General features: G+C 71.1%; 18 protein-coding genes and 1 pseudogene. 16 read left to right on the forward strand and 3 right to left on the reverse strand.

Going from position 1 to position 13802, the window contains the following annotated elements; translation table 11 throughout:
- Window positions 1–143: 143 nt before the first annotated feature.
- Window positions 144–449, reverse strand: a complete 306-nt coding sequence (locus CVUC_RS19150) for an endonuclease domain-containing protein (RefSeq protein WP_096033989.1) — start codon at window positions 447–449, stop codon at window positions 144–146.
- Between the two features lie 177 nt (window positions 450–626).
- Here CVUC_RS19150 and CVUC_RS19155 point away from each other — a divergent pair, with 177 nt between their 5' ends.
- The 3 genes from CVUC_RS19155 to CVUC_RS19165 all read left to right on the forward strand — a co-directional run bounded on the left by CVUC_RS19155 (window position 627) and on the right by CVUC_RS19165 (window position 2658).
- On the forward strand, window positions 627–1766 hold the full coding sequence (locus CVUC_RS19155; protein ID WP_096033988.1) for a phage portal protein: 1140 nt from the start codon (window positions 627–629) through the stop codon (window positions 1764–1766).
- Window positions 1767–2000: 234 nt separating this feature from the next.
- On the forward strand, window positions 2001–2252 hold the full coding sequence (locus tag CVUC_RS19160; protein WP_096033987.1) for a hypothetical protein: 252 nt from the start codon (window positions 2001–2003) through the stop codon (window positions 2250–2252).
- Window positions 2242–2658 carry an HK97 family phage prohead protease gene (locus tag CVUC_RS19165; RefSeq protein ID WP_096033986.1) on the forward strand — a complete coding sequence of 139 codons (417 nt, stop codon included), beginning with the start codon at window positions 2242–2244 and terminating at the stop codon, window positions 2656–2658. Before CVUC_RS19160 ends, CVUC_RS19165 begins: the two co-directional genes overlap by 11 nt.
- Here CVUC_RS19165 and CVUC_RS19170 read toward each other — a convergent pair.
- Window positions 2632–2994, reverse strand: coding sequence for a bleomycin resistance protein (locus CVUC_RS19170; protein WP_010920626.1), 363 nt, complete (start codon window positions 2992–2994; stop codon window positions 2632–2634). The genes CVUC_RS19165 and CVUC_RS19170 overlap by 27 nt on opposite strands.
- A gap of 196 nt (window positions 2995–3190) precedes the next feature.
- Between CVUC_RS19170 and CVUC_RS19180 the strand changes: the two genes are divergently transcribed.
- The 9 genes and pseudogenes from CVUC_RS19180 (at window position 3191) to CVUC_RS19220 (ending at window position 7251) form a co-directional block, all read left to right on the forward strand.
- Window positions 3191–4411, forward strand: a complete 1221-nt coding sequence (locus CVUC_RS19180) for a phage major capsid protein (RefSeq protein WP_096033984.1) — start codon at window positions 3191–3193, stop codon at window positions 4409–4411.
- A 140-nt stretch (window positions 4412–4551) separates the two neighbouring features.
- Window positions 4552–4833 (forward strand): head-tail connector protein, encoded by a 282-nt coding sequence (locus CVUC_RS19190; protein WP_096033983.1) that lies wholly within the window; start codon window positions 4552–4554, stop codon window positions 4831–4833.
- Window positions 4830–5228 carry a DUF3168 domain-containing protein gene (locus tag CVUC_RS19195; RefSeq protein WP_096033982.1) on the forward strand — a complete coding sequence of 133 codons (399 nt, stop codon included), beginning with the start codon at window positions 4830–4832 and terminating at the stop codon, window positions 5226–5228. Before CVUC_RS19190 ends, CVUC_RS19195 begins: the two co-directional genes overlap by 4 nt.
- Window positions 5229–5243: 15 nt before the next feature.
- The gene (locus CVUC_RS19200; RefSeq protein WP_010920622.1) at window positions 5244–5660 is read left to right on the forward strand and encodes a phage major tail protein, TP901-1 family; all 417 of its coding nucleotides are present in this window, start codon (window positions 5244–5246) and stop codon (window positions 5658–5660) included.
- A pseudogene (locus CVUC_RS19980) lies at window positions 5659–5780 on the forward strand (peptidase); the annotation flags it as partial. The gene CVUC_RS19200 and the pseudogene CVUC_RS19980, both read left to right, overlap by 2 nt.
- A 14-nt stretch (window positions 5781–5794) precedes the next feature.
- On the forward strand, window positions 5795–6079 hold the full coding sequence (locus CVUC_RS19205; RefSeq protein ID WP_096033981.1) for a GTA-gp10 family protein: 285 nt from the start codon (window positions 5795–5797) through the stop codon (window positions 6077–6079).
- A complete protein-coding gene (locus tag CVUC_RS19210; RefSeq protein WP_096033980.1) occupies window positions 6076–6255 on the forward strand; it encodes a phage tail assembly chaperone in 180 nt (59 codons plus the stop codon). The genes CVUC_RS19205 and CVUC_RS19210 overlap by 4 nt, the downstream gene beginning before the upstream one ends.
- The gene (locus CVUC_RS19215) at window positions 6252–6758 is read left to right on the forward strand and encodes a phage tail tape measure protein (protein WP_096033979.1); all 507 of its coding nucleotides are present in this window, start codon (window positions 6252–6254) and stop codon (window positions 6756–6758) included. Before CVUC_RS19210 ends, CVUC_RS19215 begins: the two co-directional genes overlap by 4 nt.
- 91 nt (window positions 6759–6849) lie before the next feature.
- Window positions 6850–7251, forward strand: a complete 402-nt coding sequence (locus CVUC_RS19220) for a DUF4437 domain-containing protein (protein WP_164512741.1) — start codon at window positions 6850–6852, stop codon at window positions 7249–7251.
- Between the two features lie 150 nt (window positions 7252–7401).
- Here the strand turns inward: CVUC_RS19220 and CVUC_RS19225 are convergent, their stop codons facing one another.
- The gene (locus CVUC_RS19225) at window positions 7402–7866 is read right to left on the reverse strand and encodes a DUF805 domain-containing protein (RefSeq protein WP_024265849.1); all 465 of its coding nucleotides are present in this window, start codon (window positions 7864–7866) and stop codon (window positions 7402–7404) included.
- 147 nt (window positions 7867–8013) lie between these two features.
- On the opposite strand from CVUC_RS19225, the gene CVUC_RS19230 reads away from it, so the two are divergent.
- From CVUC_RS19230 to CVUC_RS19245, 4 genes are all read left to right on the forward strand, one after another.
- Window positions 8014–8649: a phage distal tail protein, Rcc01695 family gene (locus tag CVUC_RS19230; protein WP_096033977.1), complete on the forward strand. Its 636-nt coding sequence runs from the start codon at window positions 8014–8016 to the stop codon at window positions 8647–8649.
- Complete coding sequence (locus tag CVUC_RS19235; RefSeq protein ID WP_096033976.1) at window positions 8649–9275, forward strand: baseplate hub protein; 627 nt, start codon at window positions 8649–8651, stop codon at window positions 9273–9275. Before CVUC_RS19230 ends, CVUC_RS19235 begins: the two co-directional genes overlap by 1 nt.
- Window positions 9272–9949 carry an NlpC/P60 family protein gene (locus CVUC_RS19240; RefSeq protein ID WP_423748634.1) on the forward strand — a complete coding sequence of 226 codons (678 nt, stop codon included), beginning with the start codon at window positions 9272–9274 and terminating at the stop codon, window positions 9947–9949. The genes CVUC_RS19235 and CVUC_RS19240 overlap by 4 nt, the downstream gene beginning before the upstream one ends.
- Window positions 9950–10073: 124 nt before the next feature.
- Complete coding sequence (locus CVUC_RS19245; protein ID WP_205685752.1) at window positions 10074–13784, forward strand: baseplate multidomain protein megatron; 3711 nt, start codon at window positions 10074–10076, stop codon at window positions 13782–13784.
- Window positions 13785–13802 lie beyond the last annotated feature (18 nt).

Raw genomic sequence — 13802 nt, forward strand, 5'->3', positions numbered from 1 at the left:
AGGATTGAGGTTCGCGTTGTTCCAAATCCTCCCCCCAGCGGGGGAGGTGGTCCGAAGGACCGGAGGGGGAAGTTCTCCTGGCCCGGCCTCTTCCCCCTCCGTCGCCCCTACGGGCCGACACCTCCCCCGCTGGGGGGAGGATTTTATTTCCACGGACGCGCGGCCTCTAGGATAGTCGCCAACGTATCGTCCACGGACCGCAAGACTTCGCTCGCCGGAATCCGCAGCGTACGGACGCCGCCTTCGGCCAGTCGCGTGTCGCGGATCTCGTCCTGCTCAGGACGATCCGCCGTCGCGTGGGACCAGCCGTCGATTTCGACCGCCAGGTGAGCGGCCGGGCAATAGAAGTCGAGCACATACGGCCCGATCGGATGCTGGCGGCGGAACTTCAGGCCATCGAGGCGTCCGCCTCGGAGGCCGTTCCACAACAGCACCTCGGGCAACGACATCTGGCGTCGCAGTGTCCTTGCCTGGGCGATGCAAGGTTTCTCGGGTCGTTTCACGTCCCCCTCCGTCGGCTTCGCCGACACCTCCCCCGCTAGGGGGAGGAGTTGATCTACGCCTTCCCCACCACCCTACATTGTTCCCTCTTCGTTCTCAACTCCATCCCCCCGGAGCGCATCCTCATGCTCTTCTCCAAACCGCGCCCGCCTGAGGCCAAGGACTCCCGCGCCGCGCGGCTGATCGCGCTGACCACCGGCGGGCGGCCGCAATGGACGCCCAGGGACTATGGCGCGCTGGCCGCCGAGGGGTTTGCTAAGAACCCGGTGGCCTATCGCTGCGTGCGGATGATCGCCGAGGCTGCGGCCGCCACGCCCTTGGCGGTGTTTGTCGAGGGCCGGCGGGCCGATGATCATCCGCTGAAACGCCTGCTGGACCGGCCCAATCCCGAACAGGGCGGGCCTGATTTGATGGAGGCGTTCTTTGGCAACCTGCAGGTGGCCGGCAACGCCTATCTGGAGGCGGCGGGCGAGGGCGCTCCCAGCGAGCTCTACGCCCTGCGCCCCGACCGGATGACCGTGGTTCCCGGACCGCGCGGCTGGCCGCTGGCCTATGACTATCAGGCCGCCGGGCGCACGGTGCGGATCGGCCGCGACGGCGACGGCTGGCTGCCGGTGCTGCACCTGAAGCTGTTCAATCCGACCAACGATCACTACGGCCTCTCGCCGCTGGAGGCGGCCGCCTTCGCGATCGACGTCCACAACGCCTCCAGCGCCTGGAACAAGGCGCTGTTGGACAATTCGGCCAGGCCCTCCGGCGCGCTGGTCTATTCGAGCAAAGACGCCGGCGACCGCCTGACCGACGAGCAGTTCGACCGGCTGAAGACCGAGCTGGCCAACGCCCATTCGGGCCAAGCCAACGCCGGGCGGCCGCTACTCCTGGAAGGCGGGCTCGACTGGCGGGCCATGTCGCTGAGCCCAGCCGAGATGGACTTCACGCAAGGCAAGCACGCCGCCGCCCGCGAGATCGCCCTGGCGTTCGGGGTGCCGCCGCAGCTGCTCGGTATCCCCGGCGACTTGAGTTACGCCAACTACCGCGAGGCCAACGCCGCCTTCTGGCGCGGCACGGTGGTCCCGCTGGCCCAGCGCGCGGCGCGGGCCCTGACCGGCTGGCTGGGGGCGAAGGTCCCCGGTGCGACGATCGCCCCCGACCTCGACGCCGTCCCGGCCCTGTCGGCCGAACGCGACGCCCTGTGGAGCCGGCTGCAGGCGGCGAGCTTCCTCACCGACGCCGAGCGGCGGCGGCTGGCGGGGTTGGAGCAGTGAGCATTTTTCGAGCGAAGTGGTTCCGGTTCGCGTGAAGAAAAATGCGTCAAGACAAAGAATTAGAGCTCGCGGGCTGACGAAGTCAGGTCATGAGCTCTAGTCGGCCGGCTCCGCTGGCCCCCACCTGACCGCTCCGCGGTCGTCCGCCCCCGGAGGGGGCGGAAGGAGCCTCCTTCTTCCCCCTCCGGGGGAGGAGCGCGTCAGCGCGGAGGGGGCAAGTCGCAAGAGGTTTTGATGACTCAACCCACCCGCTGGCGGCTGGACCGCCAGGTGTCGGCCGCTGTGCTGGTCACCGTGTTCCTGCAGGCCGCCGCCGCCCTGCTGTGGGCCGGCAAGGCCGCCGCGCGGATCGACGAGATGCAGCGCCGCCTCGAAGCCCAGGCCCCGGTCGCCGAGCGCTTGGCCCGCCTGGAAGCCCAGGCCGAGGCCGCCCGCCAGAGCCTGATCCGTATCGAGGCCCATCTGGAGCGCGGCCATGACGGGTGACCTGAAGATCGAGGGCTACGCCTCGCTGTTCTGGACCCGCGACCTCAATGACGACGTCACCGCCGCCGGCGCTTTTGCGCAGAGCCTGGCGGCCGGCGCGCCCGTGACGATGCTGCACCAGCATGACGAGGCCGAGCCGATCGGCGTCTGGGACGAGGTCTTCGAAGACGCCAAGGGGCTGTTCGTGCGCGGCCGGATTTTGCGGACCACCCCGCGCGGGACCTTGGTCGCCGCCCTGGTCGAGGCCGGGGCGCTGGACGGCCTCTCCATCGGCTTTCGCCAGGTCAAGGCGCGGCAGGACGGGAGCTTGCGCGTGCTGAAGCGCGTGGAGCTTTGGGAAGTGTCGGTGGTGACGTTTCCGATGCTGCCGGGCGCGCGGTTAAGCGTCGTTTCCGATCAGCCTTAGCAGCGTCCCGTCCGGGTCGATCAGGGCCGCCATGATGATCGGGCCCAGGTCGCGGGGCGGGTGCAGGCGAGGCCAGCCGAGGGTCGTTTCGGGCAGGCCGGTCGCTTTGCACACCGCGTAGAAGCCGTCGAGGTCGTCCAGCCTCAGGCAGCAGCTGAACGCGCTGCTGGCCGGATCCAGATCCGGATAAGGGAAGAATTCCAGCGTCAGCGATCCGCGCTCCAGGATCATCCAGCCATCGTCGCGCCAGCCCTGCTCGAACCCCAGCGCCGCATAGAAGCGGGCGGTGGTCTCAAAGTCGCGGGACGGCAGGTTGGGTGTGGCGTGGTCGGTCATTTCGCCAGCTTCGCCCGGATGGGCGGCCAAGCCAAGTTTCCTTCTCCCCTTGCGGGCGAAGGTGGCCGCGTCAGCGGCCGGATGAGGGGTCTCCCGGCGCCGCCGGCGCGCGCCCTCATCCTCCCACCGGCCATGCGGCCGACGGGTCCCTCCTTCTCCCGCAAGGGGAGAAGGGTCATCCTCTTCGGAGAACTCCATGAAAGAGACCAAACACGCCCCGGCCTCGCCGGGCGCGATGATGCATGAGGTGCTGGCCGCGTTCGAGGCCTTCAAGGCCGCCAACGATCAGCGCCTGGCCGCCATCGAAACCAAGCGGGCCGACGTGCTGCTGGAGGAGAAGGTCAGCCGCATCGACGAGGCCGTTTCGCGGGCTCAGGACCGCCTGGACCGCATGCTGAGCGACGCCCGCAGGCCTTCCCTGGGCGGCGAGGCGCCGGTGGCGCATGTGGACGAGCGCAAGGCCGCCTTCGACCGCTATGTGAAGACCGGCGAGACGGCCGCCGCTCTGCTGGAAGCCAAGGGTCTGTCGGCGGGCGTGGCCACGGCCGGCGGCTATGTCGCCCCGCCGGAGCTGGAGCGGCTGATCCTGCGTCGCCTTGCGGCCACCAGCCCCATGCGAGAAATTTGCCAGGTGCGCACCATCGGCGCGGGGACCTTCCGCAAGCCGGTGTCGCCCACGGGTCTGGCCGCCGCCTGGGTGGCCGAGACCGCCGCGCGGCCCGAGACCACGGCGCCCACGCTCGACGTCATCGACTTCCCGGCCGGCGAGCTCTACGCCAGCCCGGCCGCCACCCAGGCCCTGCTGGACGACGCCTATGTCAGCATCGACGAGTGGCTGGCCGAAGAGGTGCAGGACGCCTTCGCCGCCCAGGAGACCACGGCCTTTGTCACCGGCGACGGGGTCAACAAGCCCAAGGGCCTCTTGGCCTACACCGCCGCGCCGGACGCGTCGTACACCTGGGGCCAGGTCGGCTATCTGGCCACGGGCGTCGCCGGCGGCTGGACCGCCAGCAATCCGACCGACAGGCTGATCGACCTGATCTACGCGACCAGGACCCAGTACCGCCAGAACGGCCGCTTCGTGATGAACCGCCGCACGGTCAGCGCCGTGCGCAAGTTCAAGGACGCCCAAGGCAACTACATCTGGAACGCGGCGCTGCAGCCGGGGCAGTCGGCCAGCTTGCTGGGCTTCCCGGTCACCGAGATCGAGGCCATGCCCGATGTGGCCGCCAACAGCCTGTCGGTGGCGTTCGGCGACTTCGAAAAGGGCTATCTGATCGTCGACCGCGCCGGGGTGCGGGTGCTGCGCGACCCCTATTCGGCCAAGCCGCACTTGCTGTTCTACACCACCAAGCGCGTCGGCGGCGGCGTGCAGAACTTCGATGCGGTGAAGCTGCTGAAGTTCGCGGCGTCGTAATCCAATCCTCCCCCTGACGGGGGAGGTGTCCGCGAAGCGGACGGAGGGGGAAGGCTGGCGCGCCTGTCTCTTCCCCCTCCGTCGTCCCTGCGGGCCGACACCTCCCCCGCTTGGGGGAGGATTTTCAAGGACATCCCCCCATGCCCCAAGCCCTCACCCTGGCCGAGGCCAGGGCGTTTCTGCGCGTGTCCGACGCTTCGGAAGACGCGCTGCTGACCCTGCTGATCGACGCGGCCGAGGCGCGTGTCGGGGCCGTCGCCGGCGTCGCCCTGACCGCGACGAGCCCCGCGCCGCTGCGCCTCTCGGTGCTGATCCTGGCCGCCCACGCCTACGAGCATCGCTCGTCTTTGGGAGACACCGGCGAGCCGTCGCTGGCCCTCGTCGAGCCGTGGCTGACCCCCTACCGAAAGGCGCGGCTGTGAGCGACAAGCCCCTGATCGACGCCCTGGTCGCGACGCTGAAGGCCGCGCCCGCCGTCACCGCCATCGCCGGCCAGCGGGTGTATGGCGCCGGCCCCCGCCTGCCGACCTATCCTTGTGTCGTCGTCACCCGCGCCGAGGGCCGGGCGGTCGGCGGCGTCGGCGGGGAGGGGATCGAGCACCTGCTGACCCTGACCTGCGCCAGCCGTTTCGGCGGCCCCGAAGAGGCCCGCGCCCTGGTCGCCGCCGTCCGCGCCGCTCTGCACGACGCCCGGCCCAGCCTTGTCGGCCGGCGCCTGGTGAACCTGCGCGTGCCCTATGCCGACGTCTTCGCCGGCGCCGATCGCGAAACCACCCTCGGGATCGTCCGCGTGCGGGCGGTGACCGAGACCCTTTAGAACAAGGAGCCTCCCATGGCCGCCCAAGCCGGCAAGGACATGCTGCTGAAGATCAGCGACGGGGCGCCGACGCCCACCTTCCACACCGTGGCGGGCCTGCGCGCCCGCACGATCAGCCTCAACGCCAGGACCCTGGACATCACCGACAGCGACAGCACCGGCCGCTGGCGCGAGCTGCTGGCCGGGGCGGGGGTCAAGTCGGTGGCCGTGTCGGGCTCGGGGGTGTTCCGCGACGCTGTGTCCGACGCCCAGGTGCGCACCAGCTTCTTCGACCAGTCGGCCCGCGTCTGGCGGCTGATCATCCCCGACTTTGGCCAGCTGGAAGGGGCGTTCATCGTCGCGGCCCTGGAATACGCAGGCGAACACGACGGCGAGGCGGTGTTCGCGCTCAGCCTGGCCAGCGCCGGGGCGGTGAGCTTTACGGCGCTTTAGATCCTCCCCCCAGAGGGGGAGGTGGCCCGAAGGGCCGGAGGGGGAAGTTCTCCTGGCCCGGCCTCTTCCCCCTCCGTCGTCCCTGCGGGCCGACACCTCCCCCGCTGGGGGGAGGATTTGCGAAAGTGACCCCCATGCTCCCCCCCAACCCCGCCCGCGGCGAGGTCGTCGTGACCCTGGCCGGCGCGCCGCGTCGGCTGTGTCTGACACTCGGCGCCTTGGCCCGGATCGAGGCGGCGCTGAACCTCGCCGACTGGTCGCAGCTGCCCGACCGCATCGCCACGCTCAGCGCCGCCGAGCTGTCCGCCATCCTGGCCGCGCTGCTGGAGGGCGGCGGCGAGGCGCCTGAGATCGCCGCGCGCGCCACCGTGCCTGAGGCCGCCGGCGCCCTCGCCGCCGCGCTTGCCGCCTGCGCATGAGCTGGGCCGCGCCGCTGCGCCTGGCCCTGTCGCTGGGCCTGCCGCCCGAGGCCTTCTGGCGTCTGTCGCTGAAGGAGTGGCGGGCGCTGACGCAGGCGCCGGACGCGCCGTGCCTGAACCGCGCGGGCCTGCAGGATCTGCTCGCCCGCTATCCCGACGAGGAGACCGCACCATGAGTTTCGACCAGGAAGGCTTGTCCGCCGTGCCCGCCCGCGCCGCCGAGGCGGCCGCTGCTCTGGAGAGCCTGAAAGCCCCCGCCGAGCGCGCGGCCCGCTCGATCGACGAGGCCTTCGCTCGCGCGGGCGCGTCGCTTGTCCGCTCCCTGGCCCGTGCGGCCTCGGACGGTGAGGTGTCGCTGGCCGAGCTGGCCCGCGCCATGCTGGGCGCGGCCGGAGCGGCGCTGAAGGGCGGCGGGTTGGGCGAGGCCCTGAGCAAGACCTTCGCCGGAGCGCGGGCCGACGGCGGCCCGGTGCTGCCCGGCGGCGCCTATCTGGTCGGCGAGCGCGGGCCGGAGCTGTTTCGCCCGGCCTCGGCCGGAAACATCGAGCCGGTCGGAAACAGCGGGGTGTCGGTGACGGTCAATGTCCAGGGCGGCGAGGCTCAGGGCCTGATCCGCTCCGACGCCCAGATCGCCCAGGCCTTGGCGCGGGCGGTCAGTTTGGGCGCGCGGGGGCTGTAGGGGCGCCCGAAGCGCCTGGGCTCAGGGCAACCATAGACAGCAGCGCGACGCGTTGTATGGTCGTGGCGTCTTTTTTGCGATGAGGCGGGCTATGGCTTGGACGCCGATGTTTTTGGCCATGGCCGTGCAGGCGGCGCCCGTAACCCTCGCGATCGACGACGCCCGCTTCGCGCCCTTAGATCCAGGCAATCCGAATGGGCCTCAGATGGCCGTTCTGCGCGGTGATCCAGCCACCGGTCCGTCCGACATGCTGATGCGCTTTTCCCGTGGACAAGGCGTACCCCACGTCCACTCGTCGGACTATCGGCTCGTCGTGCTCGAGGGCGTGATGACCCACGCCCAGGCCGGCGAGGGGGCCGGCGCCAAGCCGCTCGGACCTGGCAGCTACTGGTTCCAGCCCGGGGAGCAGCCGCATCTCGACGGTTGCTTGAGCGAGCGCTGCACCATGTTCATCAGCTGGTCAGGCAAGCGCGACGCCCGTCGGGCCCCCTAGAGCCTGTCTGGTTTAGATGGCCCATCTAAACCAGATAAACAGGCTCTAATTCATAGACTTAGATCGCGTTAGGTTTAACCGCTCACACTTAAACCTAACGCGCTCTAGCTCTTCGGCGGACAAGCGTGGGCGCGCGGGCTCTTCGATCCGCTACACCGTCACCGCCGTCGGGTTGATCGGCGGCGGGCCGTACTTGTTCTCGCGCGGCTGGCCCAGGCTGCAGCCGACCCACAGGGTGAAGGCCAGCCAGATGGCGAAGGCGATGAAGATCGAGACGAACAGGCCCACCAGGGCGGTCAGGGCCGACACCTCCGGCTCGCCGTTGGTCAGGGCGGCGATGGCCGGCATCACGCCCACCGAGATGGCGGCGCCGAACACCAGCACCGGACCCAGGACCCACGGCAGGACCTGCCACCAGCCCGTTTGACCCATGTCGTGCAGGCGCTTGGAGTGGATGCAGACGCTGGCGTAGATGCTGGCGAGGATGATCAGGGTTCCGACGAACGGGATCCAGCTGGCCACGACGTTGACGCCCAGCAGGATCAGCCAGCCGACCCAGAACGACTGCCGGCCGATGCGGCCCTCAGGCGACAGGAACAGGGTCTTCCAATCCATTTCGTGGTCTCCAATCTCGATCCCTAACCTAGAGACCGATGTCCCGCGCAAGAAGTGAAAAGCGGGTCATGACGTCGTCTTAATGGCGTCGACTAAGCGCCGTCTTGCTTTTCCTCAAACCTTTTCTCGACTTTCCAGAAGGATCGCTTGATGAGCGAGTTCCATGAGGCGCGCCTGCCCGCGCGCCTGGCGTTCGGCTGCACGGGCGGGATCGAGCGGCGCACCGAGGTGGTGAGCCTGGCCTCGGGCCACGAGCGGCGCACCAGTCCCTGGAGCCAGAGCCGCCGCCGCTATCTGATCGCCACCGCCCCGCGCCCCTTGGACGAGATCGCCGAACTGGTCGCCTTTTTCGAGGCGCGGCGCGGGCGCCTCCACGGCTTCCGCTTCCGCGATCCGGCCGATTTCAAGTCGTGCGCGCCGTCGGTTCAGCCGGCGGCGGGCGACCAGGCGATCGGGACCGGCGACGGCGTCCGCAAGGCCTTTCAACTGCGCAAGACCTATGGCGCGGGCGGCGAGGCGGTGGCCCGCACCATAACCAAGCCGGTCGCCGGGACGGTGACGGTGGCGGTGGCGGGCGTCGTCCTGGCGCCGGGCGCCTTCGCCGTGGATGTCACGACGGGCCTCATCACCCTGAACACCGCGCCGCCGGCCGGGGCGGCGGTGACGGCGGGCTTTGCGTTCGACACGCCGGTGCGTTTTGATCTCGACCGGCTGGACGTGACCCTGGAGGGCTTCGCCGCCGCCCGCGTCACCGCCTGCTCGCTGGTCGAGGTGCTGGTCTGATGCGCGCCTTGCCCGAAGGCCTGGACGAGGCCCGCCTGTGTCACGTCTGGATCCTGACCCGCGCCGATGGAACCCGGCTGGGCTTCACCGATCATGACCAAGATCTCGTCGTCGACGGCGTGACCTGCCGGGCCGGCGGCGGCTGGAGTCCTGGCGCGACCGAAAACAGCGTCGGCTATGCGCCGGGCCAGGGCGCGGTGCTGGGCGTGCTGGACGAGGCGGGGATCGCGGAGGCCGATCTGGCCGCCGGCCTCTATGACGGCGCGCGGGTCGAGGCGCTGCGCGTGGACTGGAGCGCACCCTCGCGCCGCGTCTCGCTGTGGACCGCCACCATCGCCTCGGTCACCCGCGAGGGCGAGGCCTTCACCGCCACGCTCGCGGGGCCGCTGGCGGCGCTGGAGCGGGTGGCGGGCCGCACCTTCACAAGGCTGTGCGACGCGCGCCTGGGCGATGTCCGCTGCGGGATCACGCCCGCGCCGGGCGCGACCTGCGACAAGCGCTGGGCGACCTGTGTCGGGGTGTTCGGCAACAGCGTGAACTTCCGAGGTTTTCCGACCTCGCCCGGCGAGGACTTTTTGACGCTGTACCCCGTCGAGGGCGAGCGCAACGACGGCGGGCGGCGATGAGCGGCGGGGGCGCGCAATCCTCCCCCCAGAGGGGGAGGATTGTTCTGGGTGAAGCGGCGGACGCCTGTCCCAAATCCTCCCCCCAGAGGGGGAGGTGGCCGAAGGCCGGAGGGGGAAGGTCTCCTGGCCCGGCCTCTTCCCCCTCCGTCGTCCCTGCGGGCCGACACCTCCCCCGCTGGGGGGAGGATTTGGTTGTCGTCCAAGCCCGCCTCTGGCTCGGCACACCCTACCGCCACCAAGCCTCGACCCTCGGCGCGGGATGTGACTGCCTGGGCCTCATCCGCGGCGTCTGGCGGGGGCTGTACGGGCAGGAGCCCGAGCCGCCGCCGCCCTATCGTCCCGACTGGGCCGAGATCGGCGTGGGCGAGCCGCTGCTGGAAGCCTTCAGGCGCTGGTTGGTGGCGATCCCGGTGTCGCAGGCCCTGCCCGGCGACGTGCTCGTCTTCCGCATGGCCCCCGGCGCGGCCGCCAAGCACTGCGCGATAAAGGCCGCGCCCGACCGCATCATCCACGCCTATTGGGGCCGGGCCTGCGTCGAGAGCGCGCTGGGCCGCTGGTGGCGCGAACGCTGTGTGGCGGCGTTTCGGTTTCCACCCTTTCCCAACAAACACCCGACTGCGTCTTGCCGCCCTGCGTCCTTCGAGGCGCGCTCAGGAGCGCGCACCTCAGGCTGAGGTGTTCAGCAAAAAAGCCTCCTCATCCTGAGGTGCGAGGCGAAGGCGAGCCTCGAAGGACGCACCGAGGCAAACGCTCGACCTCCTCGGCCTTCGCCGGGGAAATCGGAGGAGAAATGCTCATATGGCCCAGGTGATCCTCTCCAGCGTCGGCTCGGCGATCGGTGGTCCGATCGGGGCCGTGGCCGGCGCCGTCGTCGGCGGTCTGATCGACCAGGCGGCGATCAGCGCCCTGTCGCCGGCGCGCCAGGTCGGACCGCGCATTCCTGAGCTGCGCCTGACCGGCGCGGCCGAGGGCGCGGCGCTGCCGTGCGTGTTCGGTCGCGCGCGGGTCGGCGGTCAGGTGATCTGGGCGGCGCGGTTTCGCGAGAAACGGGTCGAGGGCCGGGTGGGCGGCTCCAAGGGGCAGAAGACGAGCGCCTACGCCTACAGCCTGTCGTTCGCCGTCGCCGTGGCCGAGGGGCCGATCGACGGGATCGGCCGGGTCTGGGCCGACGGGCGGGTCATGGACCTGTCGGCCGTGACGATGCGCGTCCATCTGGGAACCGAGGACCAAGCCCCCGACCCGCTGATCGCCGCGATCGAGGGCCAGGCGCCGGCCTATCGCGGCGTGGCCTATGTGGTGTTCGAGGATCTGCCGCTGGAGGCGTTCGGCAATCGCCCGCCGCAGCTGTCGTTCGAGGTCTTCCGCCGGCCGCGCCCGCCGGGGACGGTGGGGCTGGAGGAACGGCTGAAGGGCGTTTGCCTGATCCCCGGCGCGGGCGAGTTTGTCTATGCGACCCAAGCGGTGCTGCGCCGCGAGGGCCTGACCCGCACCGCCAGCGAGAGCGTCCACAATTCCGAAGGCCGTCCCGACCTGATGGTGGCGCTGGACCAACTGCAGGCCCAGTTGCCCAACGTCGATCACGTGACCCTGATCGTCGCCTGGTTCGGCACGGATCTGCGCTGCGGCCAGTGCCAGATCAAGCCGGGCGTCGAGGGCGCGGCCAAGGACACCTTGCCCCTGACCTGGAGCGTCGCGGGCGTGGATCGCAGCGGCGCGCATCTGATTTCGCTGAAGGACGGCGCGCCGGCCTATGGCGGCACGCCCGCCGACGCGGTGGTGGTGCAGGCCATCGCCGAGCTGAAGCGGCGAGGCCTGAAGGTGACGCTGTATCCGTTCATCCTGATGGACACCCCGCCGGGCCAGCCGGCCTATCCGTGGCGCGGCCGCATCGCCTGCGATCCGCCCTCGGCCGAGGGGACGGCGGCGGCGAGCGCACAGGTGGCCGCCTTCTTCGACGGCGAATGGGGCCTGCGCCGGATGGTGCTGCACCAGGCGGCCTTGGCGGCCCAGGCGGGCGGGGTCGACGGCTTTATCATCGGCTCGGAGCTGCGCGCCCTGACCACCACGCGGGGACCGGGCGGGACCTATCCGGCCGTGACCAAGCTGAAGACCCTGGCCGCCGATGTCCGCGCGGTGGTGGGGCCCGCCACCAAGCTCGGCTACGCCGCCGACTGGAGCGAGTATTTCGGCCACCAGCCCCGCGACGGTTCGGGCCATGCGGTGTTTCACCTCGACCCGCTGTGGGCCGATCCCAATCTCGATTTCGTCGGCGTCGACTGGTACCCGCCGGTCACCGACTGGCGCGAAGGCGAGGACCATCTGGACGCCATGGCCGGCTATGACGGTCCGCACGATCCGGCCTATCTGCGCGCCGGCCTGACAGGCGGGGCCGACTTCGACTGGTTCTACGCCGGCGGCGCCGACCGCGACGCCCAGGTCCGCACCCCGATCACCGACGGCGCCCATGGCGAGGCCTGGATGTTCCGGCCCAAGGACCTGCTGTCGTGGTGGAGCCAGCCGCACCACGACCGGCCGGGCGGCGTGCGGTCGGCGACGCCCACGGCCTGGGTTCCAAGGTCCAAGCCGATCCGCCTGACCGAGTTCGGCTGCCCGGCCGTGGACAAGGGGAGCAACTCGCCGAACCTCTTCATCGACCCCAAGAGCTCGGAAAGCTTCCTGCCGCCCTATTCGAGCGGCGAGCGCGACGACTTTGGCCAGCGGCGCTATCTGGAGGCGGTGCTGGCCTGGCTGGATGAGCCGAGCGCCAATCCGGTCTCGCCGCTGTATGGCGGGCCGATGATCGAGGCGGCCAGCGCCTGGTGCTGGGACGCGCGGCCGTTTCCGGACTTTCCCGCCCGCGCCGATGTCTGGAGCGACGGCGGTGCCTGGCTCTTGGGTCACTGGCTGACCGGTCGGGCCGGCATCGCGCCGCTGCCAGAGCTGATCCAGGCCCTGGGCGCGCGGGCCGGTGTGGCGCTCGACCCCGGCGAGGCGGGCGGGGCCGTGGGCGGCTATGTCGTTGATCGGCCCATGCGCCTGCGCGATGCGCTGTCGCCCCTGACCGAGGCCTTCGCCCTGGATCCGGTCGAGCGCGGCGACCAGGTGCGGATGATGTCGCGAACGGGGCGGGCGGTGGCGGCGATCGAACCCGACGATCTGGTCTTGCCCGAGGACGGCCCGGCCGAGCGCGAGACCCGGACCCTCGACCCCGCCGCCGAGGCCCTGCGCCTGCGCTTCCTGGACGCCGCCCGCGACTATCAGGTCGGCGCCTTGATCGTCCGCCGCGAGGCGGGGGAGGGGACGCGTGACATGGATGCGCCGATCGTGCTGTCGGCGGCCGAGGCCGCCGCCGTGGCGCGCCGCATGCTGGACGCCGACGCGGCCGCGCGGCGCACGCGCATCGTGCGGCTGTCGCCCTCGGCGGCGCTGCGGTTCGAGGCCGGCGACCGGGTGACGCTGGATGCGGAGACCTGGCGAATCCAGCGCCTGGATCTCGACGAGCGCCCGCGCGCCAACCTCGCGCCGGTTCTGCGCAGCCAGGGTGTGGACGCGGTGATCGACTGGACGCCCGCGCCGCCGCGCGAGCCGGCCTCGCCGCCGGTGCTGCACGTGTTGGACCTGCCGTCGGACGGCGCGCTGGCCGACGACGCGCGGCCGCTGGTCGCCGCCGCCGCCGAGCCCTGGCGGCCGCTGGACGTGCATGCAGGCGCCGGCGTCGAGACCCTGACGGTCCGCGCCCGGTTGGCCGCGCCCGCCACGCTGGGGCTCACCCTGACCGACCTTGCGCCCGCCTCGCCGCATCGGCTGGACCGGTCCGCACGCCTGGACGTGCGGATCGAGGGGGCGAGCCTGTCCTCCGCGCCGCTGGCCGCCGTGCTGGCGGGGGGGAACGCCCTGGCGATCCGCGCGCCGTCCGGCGACTGGGAGGTGATCGCCTTCCAGACCGCCCAACTGATCGCGCCGGACGTCTGGCGGCTGTCGGGCCTGCTGCGCGGCCAGCGCGACGGAGCGGCGAGCGAAGGCGTGATCCCGGCCGGGGCGGCGGTGGTGCTGCTGGACGAGGCGGTGGTCCCGATCAGCGTCGCGGCCTTCGAGCGGGGAACGACCCTGATGGTCCGCGCCGCCCCGGCGGGCGGTCCGCCGTCGGGGGCGGGGATGACGCAGATCAGCGCCGTCTGGACGGGTCGGGCGCTGCGTCCGCTGGCCCCGGCGCATCTGCGCAAACGCTCGATCGGCGGCGATCTGTCGGTCTCGTGGATCCGCCGCGCCCGCGTCGGCGGCGATGTCTGGGACGGCGAGGTCCCGCTGGCCGAGGGCGTCGAGCGCTATCGCGTGCGGGTGCTGGACGGCGCCGCGGTACTGCGTGAGGCCGAGGTGGAAACGCCCGGTTTCACCTACACCGCCGCCATGCGCGCGGCCGACGCGCCCTCGTCCGGCGCCCGGCTGGAGGTAGTCCAGGGCGCGTCCCTGTACGGCTGGGGCGCGCCCGCCAGCACAAGTCTGTGGTAAAAATGCCACATAAGGGCT

This window comes from Caulobacter vibrioides, from assembly GCF_002858865.1.
Classification (GTDB): Bacteria; Pseudomonadota; Alphaproteobacteria; order Caulobacterales; family Caulobacteraceae; genus Caulobacter; species Caulobacter vibrioides.

Excerpts from the sequence above, each read along its gene's own strand:
- CVUC_RS19150 (WP_096033989.1), bottom strand. The coding sequence starts at position 449 with ATGTCGTTGCCCGAGGTGCTGTTGTGGAACGGCCTCCGAGGCGGACGC.
- CVUC_RS19155 (WP_096033988.1), top strand. The coding sequence starts at position 627 with ATGCTCTTCTCCAAACCGCGCCCGCCTGAGGCCAAGGACTCCCGCGCC.
- CVUC_RS19160 (WP_096033987.1), top strand. The coding sequence starts at position 2,001 with ATGACTCAACCCACCCGCTGGCGGCTGGACCGCCAGGTGTCGGCCGCT.
- CVUC_RS19165 (WP_096033986.1), top strand. The coding sequence starts at position 2,242 with ATGACGGGTGACCTGAAGATCGAGGGCTACGCCTCGCTGTTCTGGACC.
- CVUC_RS19170 (WP_010920626.1), bottom strand. The coding sequence starts at position 2,994 with ATGACCGACCACGCCACACCCAACCTGCCGTCCCGCGACTTTGAGACC.
- CVUC_RS19180 (WP_096033984.1), top strand. The coding sequence starts at position 3,191 with ATGAAAGAGACCAAACACGCCCCGGCCTCGCCGGGCGCGATGATGCAT.
- CVUC_RS19190 (WP_096033983.1), top strand. The coding sequence starts at position 4,552 with ATGCCCCAAGCCCTCACCCTGGCCGAGGCCAGGGCGTTTCTGCGCGTG.
- CVUC_RS19200 (WP_010920622.1), top strand. The coding sequence starts at position 5,244 with ATGGCCGCCCAAGCCGGCAAGGACATGCTGCTGAAGATCAGCGACGGG.
- CVUC_RS19205 (WP_096033981.1), top strand. The coding sequence starts at position 5,795 with ATGCTCCCCCCCAACCCCGCCCGCGGCGAGGTCGTCGTGACCCTGGCC.
- CVUC_RS19210 (WP_096033980.1), top strand. The coding sequence starts at position 6,076 with ATGAGCTGGGCCGCGCCGCTGCGCCTGGCCCTGTCGCTGGGCCTGCCG.
- CVUC_RS19215 (WP_096033979.1), top strand. The coding sequence starts at position 6,252 with ATGAGTTTCGACCAGGAAGGCTTGTCCGCCGTGCCCGCCCGCGCCGCC.
- CVUC_RS19220 (WP_164512741.1), top strand. The coding sequence starts at position 6,850 with ATGGCTTGGACGCCGATGTTTTTGGCCATGGCCGTGCAGGCGGCGCCC.
- CVUC_RS19225 (WP_024265849.1), bottom strand. The coding sequence starts at position 7,866 with ATGGATTGGAAGACCCTGTTCCTGTCGCCTGAGGGCCGCATCGGCCGG.
- CVUC_RS19235 (WP_096033976.1), top strand. The coding sequence starts at position 8,649 with ATGCGCGCCTTGCCCGAAGGCCTGGACGAGGCCCGCCTGTGTCACGTC.
- CVUC_RS19240 (WP_423748634.1), top strand. The coding sequence starts at position 9,272 with ATGAGCGGCGGGGGCGCGCAATCCTCCCCCCAGAGGGGGAGGATTGTT.
- CVUC_RS19245 (WP_205685752.1), top strand. The coding sequence starts at position 10,074 with ATGGCCCAGGTGATCCTCTCCAGCGTCGGCTCGGCGATCGGTGGTCCG.